The organism is Sphingomonas sp. Leaf34 (assembly GCF_001421805.1).
Classification (GTDB): Bacteria; Pseudomonadota; Alphaproteobacteria; order Sphingomonadales; family Sphingomonadaceae; genus Sphingomonas.
Map to the genome: position 1 here is coordinate 811,322 of NZ_LMLC01000001.1, position 15,005 is coordinate 826,326.

At 66.9% G+C, this 15,005-nt stretch carries 17 protein-coding genes and 1 tRNA gene; 3 read left to right on the plus strand and 15 right to left on the minus strand.

Annotated features, from left to right (window positions below; genetic code table 11):
- Positions 1–11: 11 nt before the first annotated feature.
- The 3 genes from ASF00_RS03675 to ASF00_RS03685 all read right to left on the minus strand — a co-directional run bounded on the left by ASF00_RS03675 (position 12) and on the right by ASF00_RS03685 (position 2,100).
- Positions 12–566, minus strand: a complete 555-nt coding sequence (locus ASF00_RS03675; RefSeq protein WP_055874220.1) for a fasciclin domain-containing protein — start codon at positions 564–566, stop codon at positions 12–14.
- A gap of 79 nt (positions 567–645) precedes the next feature.
- Complete coding sequence (gene dapF, locus ASF00_RS03680) at positions 646–1,584, minus strand: diaminopimelate epimerase (RefSeq protein ID WP_055875366.1); 939 nt, start codon at positions 1,582–1,584, stop codon at positions 646–648.
- A gap of 39 nt (positions 1,585–1,623) precedes the next feature.
- A complete protein-coding gene (locus ASF00_RS03685) occupies positions 1,624–2,100 on the minus strand; it encodes a DUF6456 domain-containing protein (RefSeq protein ID WP_055874223.1) in 477 nt (158 codons plus the stop codon).
- An 84-nt stretch (positions 2,101–2,184) separates the two neighbouring features.
- On the opposite strand from ASF00_RS03685, the gene ASF00_RS03690 reads away from it, so the two are divergent.
- Positions 2,185–2,745, plus strand: a complete 561-nt coding sequence (locus tag ASF00_RS03690; protein ID WP_055874228.1) for a helix-turn-helix domain-containing protein — start codon at positions 2,185–2,187, stop codon at positions 2,743–2,745.
- A gap of 16 nt (positions 2,746–2,761) precedes the next feature.
- Here the strand turns inward: ASF00_RS03690 and ASF00_RS03695 are convergent.
- The 7 genes from ASF00_RS03695 to ASF00_RS17815 form a co-directional block, all read right to left on the minus strand.
- Positions 2,762–2,837 (minus strand) — tRNA-Val (locus ASF00_RS03695).
- A gap of 64 nt (positions 2,838–2,901) precedes the next feature.
- Positions 2,902–3,843: a MarR family winged helix-turn-helix transcriptional regulator gene (locus tag ASF00_RS03700; protein ID WP_055874231.1), complete on the minus strand. Its 942-nt coding sequence runs from the start codon at positions 3,841–3,843 to the stop codon at positions 2,902–2,904.
- 111 nt (positions 3,844–3,954) lie between these two features.
- Positions 3,955–5,448, minus strand: coding sequence for an NAD(P)(+) transhydrogenase (Re/Si-specific) subunit beta (locus tag ASF00_RS03705; protein WP_055874234.1), 1,494 nt, complete (start codon positions 5,446–5,448; stop codon positions 3,955–3,957).
- Between the two features lie 27 nt (positions 5,449–5,475).
- Positions 5,476–5,793 (minus strand): NAD(P) transhydrogenase subunit alpha, encoded by a 318-nt coding sequence (locus ASF00_RS03710; protein ID WP_055874236.1) that lies wholly within the window; start codon positions 5,791–5,793, stop codon positions 5,476–5,478.
- Between the two features lie 133 nt (positions 5,794–5,926).
- The gene (locus ASF00_RS03715; protein ID WP_055875370.1) at positions 5,927–6,316 is read right to left on the minus strand and encodes an endonuclease domain-containing protein; all 390 of its coding nucleotides are present in this window, start codon (positions 6,314–6,316) and stop codon (positions 5,927–5,929) included.
- 59 nt (positions 6,317–6,375) lie between these two features.
- Positions 6,376–7,497 carry an NAD(P) transhydrogenase subunit alpha gene (locus tag ASF00_RS03720; RefSeq protein WP_055874239.1) on the minus strand — a complete coding sequence of 374 codons (1,122 nt, stop codon included), beginning with the start codon at positions 7,495–7,497 and terminating at the stop codon, positions 6,376–6,378.
- Positions 7,498–7,501: 4 nt separating this feature from the next.
- The gene (locus ASF00_RS17815) at positions 7,502–7,666 is read right to left on the minus strand and encodes an aa3-type cytochrome c oxidase subunit IV (RefSeq protein WP_268795083.1); all 165 of its coding nucleotides are present in this window, start codon (positions 7,664–7,666) and stop codon (positions 7,502–7,504) included.
- 114 nt (positions 7,667–7,780) lie between these two features.
- Between ASF00_RS17815 and ASF00_RS03725 the strand changes: the two genes are divergently transcribed.
- Both ASF00_RS03725 and ASF00_RS03730 read left to right on the plus strand, forming a co-directional pair.
- The gene (locus ASF00_RS03725; RefSeq protein ID WP_055874242.1) at positions 7,781–9,193 is read left to right on the plus strand and encodes a sigma-54-dependent transcriptional regulator; all 1,413 of its coding nucleotides are present in this window, start codon (positions 7,781–7,783) and stop codon (positions 9,191–9,193) included.
- Between the two features lie 88 nt (positions 9,194–9,281).
- Complete coding sequence (locus ASF00_RS03730; protein WP_055874245.1) at positions 9,282–9,719, plus strand: WapI family immunity protein; 438 nt, start codon at positions 9,282–9,284, stop codon at positions 9,717–9,719.
- 167 nt (positions 9,720–9,886) lie between these two features.
- Here ASF00_RS03730 and ASF00_RS03735 read toward each other — a convergent pair whose 3' ends face one another.
- From ASF00_RS03735 to thiD, 5 genes are all read right to left on the minus strand, one after another.
- Positions 9,887–10,771 carry a bestrophin family protein gene (locus tag ASF00_RS03735; RefSeq protein WP_055874248.1) on the minus strand — a complete coding sequence of 295 codons (885 nt, stop codon included), beginning with the start codon at positions 10,769–10,771 and terminating at the stop codon, positions 9,887–9,889.
- Positions 10,772–10,838: 67 nt separating this feature from the next.
- Positions 10,839–11,897 (minus strand): dihydropteroate synthase, encoded by a 1,059-nt coding sequence (gene folP, locus ASF00_RS03740; protein WP_055874251.1) that lies wholly within the window; start codon positions 11,895–11,897, stop codon positions 10,839–10,841.
- Between the two features lie 156 nt (positions 11,898–12,053).
- Positions 12,054–13,193, minus strand: coding sequence for a site-specific DNA-methyltransferase (locus ASF00_RS03745; RefSeq protein WP_055874254.1), 1,140 nt, complete (start codon positions 13,191–13,193; stop codon positions 12,054–12,056).
- Positions 13,194–13,368: 175 nt separating this feature from the next.
- A complete protein-coding gene (locus ASF00_RS03750; protein WP_055874258.1) occupies positions 13,369–14,007 on the minus strand; it encodes a ribonuclease HII in 639 nt (212 codons plus the stop codon).
- Positions 13,995–14,855: a bifunctional hydroxymethylpyrimidine kinase/phosphomethylpyrimidine kinase gene (gene thiD, locus ASF00_RS03755; protein WP_055874261.1), complete on the minus strand. Its 861-nt coding sequence runs from the start codon at positions 14,853–14,855 to the stop codon at positions 13,995–13,997. Before thiD ends, ASF00_RS03750 begins: the two co-directional genes overlap by 13 nt.
- Positions 14,856–15,005: the final 150 nt, after the last annotated feature.

Genomic DNA, 15,005 nt, shown 5'->3' on the forward strand with positions numbered 1-15,005 from the left:
ATTATAGTCGATTACGGCAGCATCACCGTGTCGATAACGTGAATAACGCCGTTCGACTGCATGACGTTGGCGATCGTGATCTTACCTTGGTGGCCCTTGCCGTCCATGATGCCCCATCCCATGCCGACCTTCTTGAACATCAGCGGCTCGCCCTGCACGGTGGTGTAGGTCGCGGTGCCGCCGTTTGCCTTCGCCTTGGCGGCGATGTCGGCCGCGGTGATCGTGCCGGGGACGACGTGATAGGTCAGGACCCCAGCGAGTTGCGCCTTGTTCTCGGGCTTGAGCAGCGTGTCGACGGTGCCGGCGGGCAGTTTCTTGAACGCGGCGTTGGTCGGCGCGAACACCGTGAACGGACCCGGACCCGACAGCGTCTCGACGAGGCCTGCAGCCTTCACCGCGGCGACGAGCGTCGTGTGATCCTTCGAATTGACCGCGTTCTCGACGATATTCTTGGTCGGGTACATCGCGGCACCACCGACCATCGGGTTGGTCTTGGCAGCAACGAGCGTGCTACCGCTGGCGACGACGGCAACGGCGACGATTGCCGTACGGAAAACATGATTCATGGCATCTCTCCTGCGCGGAGCCTGTGTGCGGCGCCACTGCCGGAGATACGCGCCGTCTGATGGAAGGATGCAGGCGCCATCAGATAGTTGCAACGAGTTTGGACCAAGCGGCGCTCTCGTCCTCGTACCGCCGCATGACCGCTAGGTCGGTCGCGATCGCGGTCTCCAGATCGACCTCGACCGAGCCGCTCCACTCGAACGTCGCATTGCCCGACAGCGTCACCATCGCCGCCGCATTCGCCTGCGCGCGGACGAGCCCGCCCTTGTTGAACACGGTCGTCTGCGTGTCGTACGCAATCCGCCCGGTCAGGCACGCGGCATAGGTCGACGCCGCCATCGCGCTGCCGCAACTGTCGGTGAGCCCAACCCCGCGCTCGAAGGTGCGCACGAAAAGGTCGCGCCCCCGCAGCTCGACGAAGCTGACATTCGCGCGATTGGGCAGCCAGTCGGGCGCGGCCTCGCACGCTCCGCCGACGCAGACGAGTTCGGCCTCGTCGATCGCGTCGACGAACGTCACGAGATGTGGATTCGGCATCGCCACTGCAGTGAACGCGCGCGGCGTCGGCAAGCCGGCGATCGGCGCGTCGACGACCCGGTCCACCCCCACCGCCATCGGCCATGCGGCGACGTCGAGCGAGGCCGGCCCCGCAATCTCGCGGACGGTATAGACGCCGGCCGCGATATCGGCATCGCGCACCACTACCGCATCGCTCGTCTTGAGCAGCGCGGTCGCGGTCTTTGTGCCCGTCGCGGCGAACCCCGCGCGCGCTACGCACCGCAGCCCGTTCAGGCACGTCTCGGATTCGCTGCCGTCGGAATTGAACATCCGCATCCCGAACGCGTGATCCGCATCGCCATCGGTGAGCAGCAACAGCCCATCGCCGCCAACCGGGCCGTCGCGATCCGCGAGCGCCCGCGCGACCGCCGCCCACGCCGCATCGCCGAGCGTCGACGCGCGCGCGTCGATCAGCGGGAAATCATTACCGGACCCATGACATTTTACGAGATCGAAGCGCATGCTTGCCATCTAGTCATGCGACTGCGCCAAAGCGAGCGCCTAACCGATCGCATACTGCGCCGCCACCCGATCGAGCGCGAGCGTCAGCACCAGCCGCCCCGCCCGCGCCGGCCATTGCAACGCCTTCTCCGCGACGGGCAGACCCTCGCCCGCGCAGACCACGCGCCACAGGATATCCGCGAGCCCCGGCCCCGCCGCCGCCAGCGCCGCGTCGAACCGCGCCTTTGCCGCGATCTGCGCCGACGTCGGATCGAGCCCGTTATGGCCGCCGTCATACCGGGCGCCATCGACCCGCTCCGCCCAGCGCATCGTCACGCTCGGCGCGATCGACGCGCGCTCGTAGTCGGCGCGCAATCGCTCCCCCGCCGCGAACTGTCGCGCGTTGACCAGCCCGCGCGCGCGCAGCCACCCGAGCGGCGATTCGGCCAGATTTACTGTCACCGTCCGCCCGCGCCGAGGCCCCGACGGCAGCGGCACGCCCTCCGAATCGATCGACCGTTCTACCAATTCGCGCATCCACCGTCTCCCTTACTCATAGCGATTGCCATATCGGCACGGTTGTAGGACAGAAGAATAACCCATCTGGTTTGGAGCCTGTCGATGATCACCGCCATCCGCCAAGTTCGCCGTGCCAAGGGCCTGACGCTCGAGGATGTCGCGCGGCGCTGCGTCCCGCCGACGACGGCGCAGACGATCGGCCGGCTTGAAACCGGCACGCGCACCGTCTCGGTCGGCTGGCTCAACCGCATCGCCGCCGCGCTGGGCGTCGAAGCCGCCGATCTCGTCACGCTGCCCGACCGCGCCGACCTGCCCGTCACCGCGATCCTCGATGCGCGCGGCGCACACGCCCCCCGGCGCACCGCGACGGTCGCGCCCCCGCAGGTCGCATCGGGCCAGATCGCTCTGACGGTATCGTGTGGCATCGGCGACTATCGCGCGGGCGACGTGATCTGGTGTGCGATGGTCGCGCCCGAGGAGTTTGCGACCGCGTTCAACCGCGACGTGCTCGTCCCGCACCCCGCAGGCCGGTTCGTCTTCGGACGGCTGATCGGATGCGGCGACGGCGTCACCCTGTTGCCGCCGGGCGCGGGCACGCAGCCGCAGACGATCGAGGACCCCGCCTGGATCGCGGTCGCGATCCGGCTCGTCCGCGACCTGTGACGATCGAATGCAGGGATGGTGGGCGATGACGGGCTCGAACCGCCGACATTCTCGGTGTAAACGAGACGCTCTACCAACTGAGCTAATCGCCCCCTCTCGGGTCGACGTGCGATGCCAAAGCCCGGCGGCCGGGGCAAGCTAAAAGGGCGGGCACCGTCATGGAATCCGCAGATTCGCCCCTGTCGTGGCCAGGATATACCCCCGCATCGCCTCGCTTGCGCGCTCGGAAAGCGCCATGAACGCGCGTCGCCGGTCGTGCATGTCGGGGCGGCGTTCGAACAGCCCCGTGTCGGTCATCCGCGCGATCCAGCGCAGTGCGGTGGTGGGTGCGACCGCGGCGGCGATGCACAGGCTCGACACCGAGACCCGCGCCTGTTCGAGTTCGGCGGCGTAGAGGTCGAGCAGCATGTCCCAGCCCGGATCCTCAAACAGCGCGGTGCCGAAAAACTGGTCGCGCAACCGCCGCGCGCGGATCGCCCGCCGGACGTCTGCAGCACTCGGCGTGGCGAGCGACGGCGGCGCGCCGTAGCGGGTCGTCCGGTCGCCGACGATCGGCGCGGCGGGTGCATCCCCCGCAAGCTCCGCACGGGTCAGCCGCGCGAGCGCCTCGGCGATCCGCGCGACCTCGGTGTTCAGCCGCTCCAGTCGCATGCCATCGGTCTCGCGCCCGGTATCGAACACGCCCGCAGGACTGCGCGTGCGCTCGACGGCGACCACGATGGCCGCCAAGCAGTCCGCGACGCCGGGATCGACCAGCAGCGTCGTGCCGCCGCCCAGGGTCGCCGCCGAGACCGCATCGATCTGGTCGGCATCCAACGCGACCACCAGCGCGGCCTCCAGAACGGCCGCGCGCGCGACGATCCGCGGCAGATGGTCGGCAAGGACGGCGGCGTCCACCCCCGCCGCCTCGACCACCACCACCTGCGGCGTGGCGTGAAGGGCGAACGGCGCCTGCCACCCGATCCGGGCGACGATCCGCCCGTCGACCGCCGCCAGCGCGGCGGCGAAACAGTCGGGTGCGCCCTCTGCCGTGATCAGGATCGCATCGATCCCGGTGTCGTACCGCGTATCGGAAGGGGCGTCGTCGAGTGGGGTCATGGCTATCTCCGCTGGGTTGCGAAGACTAGCCTCGGCGATCGCCAGAATTACACCCGAACTGGAACGAGTTTCGTTGAAGTTGGGGAACCTTCGCGAGACGAGGCCGATCGCCTAGTCGAGCGCCTTGACGATATCCTCGACCATCTTCTTGGCATCGGCGAGCAGCATCATCGTATTGTCGCGGTAAAACAGGTCGTTATCTACCCCTGCATAGCCGACGCCACCCATTGATCGCTTGATGAACAGCACCGTCTTGGCCTTTTCCACATCGAGCACGGGCATGCCGTAGATCGGCGAGGCCTTGTCGGTCTTGGCGGCGGGGTTGGTCACGTCGTTGGCGCCGATCACGAACGCGACGTCGGTCTGCGCGAACTCGCTGTTGATGTCCTCGAGCTCGAACACGTCGTCATACGGCACGTTCGCCTCCGCCAGCAGCACGTTCATATGCCCCGGCATGCGCCCCGCGACCGGGTGGATCGCGTATTTCACGCGGACGCCCTCGGCCTTCAGCTTGTCGCCCATCTCGCGCAGGACGTGCTGCGCCTGCGCCACCGCCATGCCGTAGCCGGGGACGATGATGACCTGCTCGGCCTGGCTCATCAGGAACGCGGCGTCCTCCGCCGAACCGCGCTTCCACGGACGATCGATCGCCGTGCCGCCGCCGCTGGTATCCGCGACCGCGCCGAACCCGCCGGCGATCACGCTGATGAAGCTGCGGTTCATCGCGCGGCACATGATGTAGCTCAGGATCGCGCCCGAGCTGCCGACCAGCGCACCGGTGATGATCATCGCGCTGTTGTGGAGCGTGAAGCCCATCGCGGCGGCGGCCCAGCCCGAATAGGAATTGAGCATGCTGACGACCACCGGCATGTCCGCGCCGCCGATCGGGACGATCAGCAGGAAGCCGATGGCGAAGCTCAGCAGCGTGATCGTCCAGAAGATCCACGCCGACTGGTCGGTCACGAAATACCCGATCAGCCCGAGGATGCCGGCGAGCAGCGCGAGATTGATGACGTGGCGCCCCGGCAGCATGATCGGCTTGCCGCCCATGTTGCCGTTGAGTTTCAGGAACGCGATCACCGAGCCCGAAAACGTGATCGCACCGATCGCGACGCCGAGCCCCAGCTCGATCCGGCTGACAGGGTGGATCACCGCGAAAGGCTGGCCGATCATCGGCACGACGAGGTCGGAAATCCCGAACGCCTGCGGGTTGAGATAGGCCGCGACGCCGACGAGCACTGCAGCGAGCCCGACGAGGCTGTGGAACGCGGCGACGAGCTGCGGCATCGCGGTCATCGCGATCTTTTTCGCGGTGACTAGGCCGATGATGGCGCCGATCACTATGGCCGCGAGAATTTCGGCAATCGTTAGCGCATCGTAAGTCCACGTTTCCCCGTAAAGGTCGGCGCGATCGATCATCCCTCCCGCGACCGGCACATGCGTCACCAGCGTCGTCACGACCGCGATCGTCATCCCGATAATACCGAAGCGGTTGCCGCGCTGGCTCGACGCCGGGCTCGACAGCCCGCGCAGCGCGAGGATGAAACACACCCCCGCGACCAGATAGGCGAGCGATGCCCAGGGGCTGACCGTCAGTTCATGCATATCGCGTCCCCTCGCCTGGCGTGCCGCTCACTTGCTCGAAGCGGGCGCGACCGGCCGTTCCTTCTTCTTGTACATCGCCAGCATCCGCGCGGTGACCGCAAAGCCACCGAAGATGTTGACGCTCGCCAGCACCACCGCGACCAGCCCGAGCGCCTTGGCGACGCCCGACCCGGCACCGATCCCGGCAGCGGCGGCGGCGATCAGCGCGCCGACGATGATGACGCTGGAGATCGCATTGGTCACCGCCATCAGCGGCGTGTGCAACGCGGGCGTGACCGCCCAGACGACGAAATACCCGACGAAACACGCCAGCACGAAGATCGACAGGATCGCGATAAAGTCCATTATTCGGTTCCCAATTCTCTCACGCTGCGGCGCGTGTCGCCATCAACGGCCCGAAGCTCTCGGATCACGACATCATAATCTCGAGGTTTCATCGTCCGCTCCACAAGAGCCATAGACGCAACACTGCCGTACATCATTCCTCCCCGGCACGGGGAGGGGGACCGGCCGCAGGCTGGTGGAGGGGGCGGGCCGCAGACGACACGATCATCGTCACCACGGCCTCGATATCCCCCAGCACGTCGCCGGCGGCCACACGCAGCACCCGGTGGCCATTCTGCTCTAAAAATCGGTCGCGATCGGTGTCGCGCTGGAGGCGATCGCCGCGGCCGTGGAATTCGCCATCGACCTCGACCGCCAGCTTGGCAGCGGCGCAGTAGAAGTCGCAGACGTAGGGACCGATGGGATGCTGGTGCCGGAATTTGAAGCCGGTCTTCTGTCCTCGCAGATGCTCCCAAAGCAGCACCTCGGGAAGGCTCATCTTGCGGCGCAGTCGGCGCGCCAGCGATACTTCAGGACGCAGCATAGGCGGGACGCCCCCTCCACCGGCTGCGCCGGTCCCCCTCCCCGTGCCGGGGAGGAATATCACGACGTGAGCCGCGCGTTCACGATTTTGCCGCCTTGGGTCAGGCGGATCGCGTCGCCGATCTCGGCGTCGAGCACCGGTCGCCCCGCGTCCTTGTCCCAGAACGCGCTCAGGAAATTGAACAGGTTGCGGCTGAACAGCGCGCTCGCGTCCGCCGCCAGCCGCGACGGCACGTTGCGGTGGCCGACGATCGTCACGCCGTTCACGACGACCACCTCGCCCGCGACCGAACCCTCGACATTGCCGCCCTGCTCGACCGCGAGATCGACGATCACCGAGCCCGGCTTCATGCTGGCCACCTGCGCCGCCGAGATCAGCCGCGGCGCCGAGCGCCCGGGAATCAGCGCGGTCGTGATGACGATATCCTGCTTGGCGATGTGCCCGGACACGAGCTCGGCCTGCGCCGCCTGATATTCGGGCGACATCTCGCCGGCATAGCCGCCCGTCCCCTCGCCTTCGATCCCTGCGACATTCTCGACGAAGATCGGCTTGGCGCCGAGCGACTGGATCTGCTCGCGGGTCGCGGCGCGCACGTCGGTCGCCGACACCTGCGCGCCCAGCCGCCGCGCGGTCGCGATCGCCTGGAGCCCGGCGACGCCGACGCCCATCACGAACGCCTTGGCCGCACTGATCGTGCCCGCCGCGGTCATCATCATCGGGAAGGCGCGGCCATATTCGGCGGCCGCGTCGAGCACCGCCTTGTAGCCCGACAAGTTCGACTGCGACGACAGGATGTCCATCGACTGCGCGCGCGTGATCCGCGGCATGAATTCCATCGCCAGCGCCTCGTACCCGGCCGCGGCATAGGCCTCGACGCGGGCGCGCTCGGCGAACGGGTTGAGGCTGGCGACGATCCACGCGCCCGGCGCCACGCCGCCGAGCGTCGCCGGATCGGGGCCCTGCACGCCAAGCACGATGTCGGCCCCCGCCAGCGTCGCCGCGCGATCCCCGACCGACGCGCCTGCGTCGGCATAGGCGGCGTCCGCGATCGAGGCGGTCTCGCCGGCGCCCGTCTCGACCGCCAGCGTCGCGCCGAGCGCGATGAATTTCTTGACCGTTTCCGGCGTCGCGGCCACCCGCCGCTCGCCGTCCGCTTGCTCTTTCAGGACGGCGATCTTCATGGCGTTACGAAATCAGCCAGATGACGAGCGCGACGACCAGCGCGCACCCGACCGCGCCCCATTTCATCATGCCGGTCACGCTCGAATAGGTCGCCACATGCGCCTTCATGTCTCCGTTGCCGGCCATGGTTCCTGCCCCTGTCCTCTGGCCCCGATCTCGGGGCGTCATCCTCTATGACGCCGACCTTAACCCGCACATCCGAGATCGCCAAGCACGACATTTAAGGCGCCCTTTACTCGGCTGGGCTATTGCACGTACCGGAACGGGACAGGATTCGCCACGATGCGCAACGGGCAGCGCCTTCTAATGCTGATCGACGACGAACCCGCACAGCGACGGCTGGTGGCGGCACTCGCCGCGCGTGGCGGCTGGCGTGCGGTGTTCGCGACCGATGGCGAGATGGCGATCGCCACGCTCGGCACGCAGGACGGGATGCAGCTCGATGCGATCCTGCTCGATCATTCCGCCCCCGACGGCGACGCGACCGCGCTGATCGCCGAACTGCGCGAGCGTCGCCCCGCGCTGCCGATCCTGATGCTCACCGCCAATGGCTCGGTCGCGCACGCGGTATCCGCGATGCGTGCCGGCGCGACCGATTTCCTCGTCAAACCCCTCGCGCCCGACCGCGTCCTCGCCGCACTGGAAGCCGCAGTCGCGGGCACTGCTGCGGGCGAGCTACGCCCGCTCACCGAGAAAATTCCCGCGCTGCTCGCGTTCGACGAGATCGTCGGCTCCTCTCCCGATTTCCGCGCCGCACTCGCAATCGCGGCAAAGGCGGCCCGCGCCCGCGTTGCGGTGCTGGTCGAGGGCGAAAGCGGAGTCGGCAAGGCGGTCGTCGCCGAGGCGATCCACGCCGCATCGCCGCGCGCCAAGAAGCCGATGATTACCGTCAATTGCGCGGCGATGCCCGCCAATCTGATCGAATCGGAGCTGTTCGGGCATGAAAAGGGCGCGTTCACCGGGGCGTTCGAGCGCAAGATCGGTCGTTTCCACGATGCCGATGGCGGCACGCTGTTCCTCGACGAGATCGGCGAGATGCCGTTGGAGGCGCAGGCCAAGCTGCTCCATCTGCTCCACACCGGCGAGGTCCTGCCGATCGGCGCGCGCCATGCGCGCGACGTCGACGTCCGGGTGATCGCCGCGACCAACCAACGGCTGCTCGACGAGGTCGAGGCGGGGCGGTTTCGTGAAGACCTGTATTACCGGCTGAACGCGGTCCAAGTGACGATCCCGCCGCTCCGCGAACGTACCGGCGACATCCCCGCGCTCGCCCGCCATCTGCTCGCGCGGATCGCCGAGCAACCGGGGTTGCGACCGCTCGGGATCACCGACGCCGCGCTGGCGCTGTTGGTCCAGTATGATTGGCCCGGCAACGTCCGCCAGCTCCAGAACGCCCTCTTCCGCGCGGCCGTGCTGTGCGAAGGCGCCGCGCTGACCGAGGAGGATTTCCCGCAGATCGCCGCGCTCGGCAATCGCCAGCGCGGCCCTGCGGCGGTCGCAGCGGGCGGCGGCGGCGTCACGCTGTTCCGCCCCGACGGCAACCTCCGCGCGCTCGAAGAGATCGAGGCCGACGTCATCCGTCTCGCGATCGGCCACTATCGCGGGCGCATGACCGAGGTCGCCCGCCGCCTCGGTATCGGCCGCTCGACGCTGTACCGCAAGCTCAGCGACCTGGGGATCGACAACGCGGCTTGAGGGAATGTCGGAGCCCGATGGAAAACGACCGTGCTACTGGTGGTCTTAGCGGATGGAAGGCCGACCAGAGCACTGGCATGTTGGCGCAATGACAGACGATCCGGACCTCCGCTTCCTTGGCCTGTCTCTCTGGATCGATGGGCACCAGTTCCCTGACGCAGACGACTATTGGGACGCCAACTGGCTCCTCATTCGGGCCCGCATGGAAACAAACGGAGCCCGTATTGAGTGCAATGGGCCGATCCTGATGACCGCCGATATTAGTAGGTTTCGGGATCAACTCGCTATCATGGTCAAGACGCTCAAAGGAGAAGCGGCTCTACAGCCGCTCGAGCCCGACCTCAAAGTCGTTCTAAGGATCCAGAGCAAAGGTCAGGTTGAGGCGACAGTAGACATTACGCCGGATCACATGACTCAGCAGCATTCTTTTGCCCTGGATGCCGATCAAACCTATCTGCCAGCGCTGATTGATTCATGTGATGCGCTTTTGACGCGCTTTCCCATCAAGAACACAGCCAAGATATGACCGAACAAAGGTTATTTGGCACTGCCAGGGGTGAGGAACGTCCGACAATGGGCGGTTGTTGACAGCCAAGGAAACCCGTCACTTGCTCAGCAAACAGCGACTCTTCACCACCCACTGCATCGTGACGGTTCAGCATGCTCGCACAACCGCGCCGTCTGACGGCCAGCCTACCAGAGCACGCCCTTTTCGGGCGTCAGCGGTTCGGGTGCCGGGTCGCCGATCGCCTGGAGCAGGTCGATCTCGATCGTCCGGCACATCGCGTTGAGCGGCACGTCGTGGATCGTGTCCGCGAACGGGTCGACCAGGTCGTCGCCGATCTGCAGCACCGCCAAGAACATCAGTCCGGCGATCGTCGAGCCGACCGGCGTCGCGTAACCCAGCGTCTCGACCAAGCCGATCGGCAGCAGGACGCAGAACAGTCGGGTGAACAGGCTCGGGAAGAAGCGGTACTGGTTGGGGAGCGGCGTGTTCTTGATCCGCTCCATGCCGCCCTGCGCGTTCGCGATGTCGACGAGAATCGCCTCGAACTGCGTCTGCTGGATCGTGTCGATCCAGCCGTTGCGCCGTGCAATGTCGATCCGTCGGCCGGTACCGTCGAGCAGGCCATTGGCGATATTGGTACGCTCGAGCGCGAACGACGCCTCCTCCTTCGACAGGAAGCGCAAGACTTCGGGCGCTGGGGGCTGCTTGCGCAACTGACAGCGCAGCGCGTTCACATAGGCGATCTGGCGAAGCACGATCGTCCGCTTCATGTCGTGCCCTTCGGGCTCGGGCAGCATGTTGCGCGCCATACGCGCGAGGTTGCGCGAGGCGTTGATCATCAGACCCCACAGGCCACGGCTTTCCCACCAGCGTTGATAGGCAGAGTTATCGCGGAAGCCGAGGAACAGCGCGAGTGCGGTGCCGAACAGGGTAAGCGGCAGCGCGGGCGCGTGGAATGGCAGCACATAATAGGTGACCGTGACGATCACGTCCCAGACAAACAGGCCGAGCAGCGGGCGCCAGACCTCGCTCAGAATCTGGCTCATGCGGGGTGTTGCGGTAACGATCAAGCGGGCGGCTCCTTGTTCACGCGGCGTTTAATGCGCGAAGTCGCGTTTCGCTGCAATGCGGCGACGATCAGCCCCCGACAAGCGACTGATCGCGCAGCCCGCGCCAGATCCTGACCGCCTGCACCGTCTCGGCGACGTCATGGACGCGCAGGATCTGAACGCCCGCTTCCGCCCCCTTCACCGCCAGCGCGAGCGAGCCGGCGAGGCGCCGGTCGACCGGCGCCTCGTTCGAGAGCGCGCCGATCAGCCGCTTGCGGCTGGCGCCGAGCATGATCGGGCAGCCCAGCCCGTGAAAGATCGCGAGACCGTTCAGCAGCGCGAGATTCTCCGCGAGCGTCTTGCCGAAGCCGATGCCGGGATCGACGATGATCCGCGAGCGATCAACGCCGCCCGCGACGACTGCGGCGATGCGCGCCTCGAGCCAATCGAAGACGTCGGTCAGGACGTTGGCATAGCCGCCATCGCCATGACCGCCCTTCTTCGGGTCGGGCGAGTGCATCAGCACGACCGGGCAGCCGCTTTTCGCGACCACGCCGAGCGCGCGGTCGTCCCACAGCAGCGCGGCGACGTCGTTGACGATATGCGCGCCCGCGGCGAGCGTGGCCTCCATCACCGCGGCCTTGCGCGTGTCGACCGAGACGATCGCACCGGCGCGGGCGAGGCGTTCGACGACGGGGACGAGGCGTTTGATCTCGTCGCCTTCCCAGACCGCCGCCGCGCCGGGGCGCGTCGATTCGCCGCCCACGTCGATCAGCGTCGCGCCCGCCGCCGCCATGTCGATCCCGGCGGCAGCCGCCGCGGCGGGGTCGTCGACATGCTTGCCGCCGTCGGAGAAGCTGTCCGGGGTGACGTTGAGAATGCCGGCGACGACGGGCTGGTCGAAGCGGAGCGTGCGGTCGCCGAGCTGGAGGGCGGCGCGGGGAGCGGTGATCGTCGCGTGGAGATGCGCCGCGCGCGCGCTCAACGTCGCGACGTCGGCGACCGGGATTGTCCTTCGGGTGCGGCCTTCGATCACCTCATAGGCGGCGAACCACTGCATGCCGCCCGCGAGGCGTGCGACGGCGCCGTCGGCGTGCCCGATCGGGGTGTCGACGAACTGGACGGGGCGGAGGTGGAGGCTGATCATGATCCCCTTTTCCCCAAATCCGCATGCCGTTCAAACGGCTAATCCCGTTCGTCCCGTATAGGCATCGAGCGCGTCGAAATGCCGTATCGAGGGACATGTACCTCGATACGAGCCCTCGACTACGCTCGGTCTCTACTCGGCACGAACGGCAATTCGCTAGACGGTCGTCGCCAGCAGGTAGGTCTGGCGGAGGTCGTCGATCGGCTTCAGCCCCTTGTCGCTCTCGTAATGCCAGAAGCTCCAGCCGTTGCACGCGGGCGCGTTCTGGAGCGTCGAGCCGAGCTTGTGGATCGAGCCGATCGTGCCGCAATCGCTGAGCAGCGAGCCGTCCGCGCGGATCGTCGCGCGCCACCGCCGCTTCGAATCGGTCAACACCGCGCCGGGTACGAGATATGCATTCTCGACCAGCACGCCGAACGCGACCTTGGGCTGCGTGCGCGGGCTCATCATCGTGCGGATCGCAGATTCGTCGAGCGGCAACGCGGCCTCGATCCGCTCGTGCGCCGCCTCGATATAGTCGCCCTCGCGGTCGATGCCGATCCAGCTGCGGCCGAGGCGCTTGGCGACCGCGCCGGTCGTTCCGGTGCCGAAGAACGGATCGAGCACCACGTCGCCGGGCTCGGTGCAGGCGAGCAGGATGCGGTACAGCAGTGCTTCGGGCTTCTGCGTCGGGTGGACCTTGGTGCCGTTCTTCTTCAGCCGCTCGGTCCCGCCGCAGGTCGGGAATTCCCAATCGCTGCGCATCTGAAGTTCGTCGTTGAGCGTCTTCATCGCGCGGTAGTTGAAGTGATACTTCGCCTTCTCGCCCTTCGACGCCCAGATCAACGTCTCGTGCGCATTGGTGAAGCGCGTGCCGCGGAAATTGGGCATCGGGTTGGTCTTGCGCCAGACGATGTCGTTGAGGATCCAGTAGCCGAGATCCTGCACCGCCGCGCCGACGCGGAAGATGTTGTGGTAGCTGCCGATGACCCAAAGCGAGCCGTCGTCCTTTAGGATGCGGCGTGCTTCCTTCAGCCAGGCGCGGGTGAAGCGGTCATAGGCGGCGAAGGTGTCGAACTTGTCCCAGTCGTCGGTGACCGCGTCGACATGGCTGCCGTCAGGGCGATAGAGTTCGCCGCCGAGCTGGAGATTATAGGGGGGGTCCGCGAAGATCATGTCGATCGAGTTCGAGGGCAATGCCTGCATACGCTCGATACAGTCGCCGCGCAGGATTTGGTCGAGCGGGAGGACTGGCTGAACCGCCGGTTCCGCTGCCTTCTTCGCGCGCGGCCGCGCGATCGTGTCGATCAAACCCATGTTTTCCGCCCCTTATCACCCCCATAGCGGCGAAATTGTCCGACTCCGTCAAGCAAACAATCGTTAACGACGTTTCGGCGCGATTCCGTCGATGCGACCAATCGAGTCGCCGTCGTCCAGATATTGAGTCGTGGGAGACGTGCGGCTCAAGCCCTTGGGGTGTGGCGCGAAAGACTCAGTTCGTCGCTTCCTTTGCGAAAAGTCCCTCGCGCGCCAGATAGGCCGCGGCGACGGGGGCGAAACTGCGGCGGTGAATCGGCGTGGGGCCGTGGTCGCGGAGCGCCTTCATGTGATGTGCGCAGCCGTAACCCTTGTTCGAATGCCAGTTATATTCGGGGTGGACGTCGGCGGCGGCGATCATGATCAGGTCGCGCGTGTGTTTGGCGACGATCGAGGCGGCGGCGATCGACAGCGATTTCGCATCGCCGCCGACCAGCGGGGTGGCGGGGTAGGTCCAGCGGGGCAAGCGGTTGCCGTCGACGAGGACGTGGCCGGGCGCGTGGCCGAGTTCGGTGGCGAGCGCATCGACCGCGAGCGTCATCGCCTTCATCGTCGCCCAGTAGATGTTGAGCGTGTCGATCTCGTCGGGCTCGACGATGCCGATGCCGACGATCGCACAGCCTTTCAGCCGCGCGCAGAGCCGTTCGCGTTCGGAGGCGGAGAGCTTTTTCGAATCGTCGATGCCGCGGGGGACGCCTTTGGCGGGCAGGATCACCGCGGCGGCGACGACCGGGCCGGCGAGCGGACCGCGGCCGGCTTCGTCGACGCCGGCGACGGGGCCGACGCAGAGCTTTTCGTGTTTCATGCCGGGCATTTGCGGTCTTTCAACTGGTCGAATGGGCTGACACCGAGTGCGTGCCCCATCGGACCGTGCCCTGCACCCAGCCCCGGCGCGTGGGCAAGCGCGGCGCGGACGAACGCGATCGCGCGCGCGATGGCTGCGTCGAGCGGCATGCCCTGGCCGAGCCCGGTGGCGATGCCGCTGGCGAGCGTGCAGCCGGTGCCGTGCGCGTGGCGCGTTTCGATGCGGGGATTGATCCAGCGCGTTTCGCCGGCGTCGGTGACGAGACGGTCGGTGATGTGCTCGCCCTCTGCGTGGCCGCCCTTGATCAGCACGGCCGGGCCGAGCGCGCGCACGGCGGCCTCGCCGCCGAGTGCGGTGAGTTCGGGGAGGTTGGGGGTGACGAGCGTGGCGATCCGCATGAGGCGGGCGAACGCGGCGATGGTCGCCGGGTCGGCGAGCACGGAGCCGCTGGTGGCGATCATGACCGGGTCGAAGATGATGGGGATGCGCTTGGCGAGACGACGGTCTTCCCCTCCTTGTTCTCCCGCGAAGGCGGGAGTCCAGACTGGGCCCCCGCCTTCGCGGGAGAACAGAGGGGTTAGGCGGTTGGCCACGGCATTGGCGGTTTCTGCCGAGCCGATCATGCCGATCTTTACCGCGTCGATGCCGATGTCGCTGGCCACCGAGTCGATCTGCGCGAGGACGATGTCGGTGGGCACCGGGTGGACCGCCTGTACGCCCAGCGTGTTCTGCGCGGTGATCGCGGTGATGGCCGTCATCGGGTGGCCGCCGAGCATCGTGACGGTCTTGATGTCGGCCTGGATGCCCGCGCCGCCGCCTGAATCGGAGCCGGCTATGATGAGGATTCTGGTGGTCATCGGCGGGCTGCGGGAAAAGTGAAGTATAGGAAGTATAGACGCTCGCGCGGTTTGGTCGTGAGGCGGTTTGGGGCCGCTGCACGGGGTTTGGCGAGGGTGGAGGTCATCTGCTGGGCTATGGCATAATCGGGGCGATGTAGGACAGGGCTA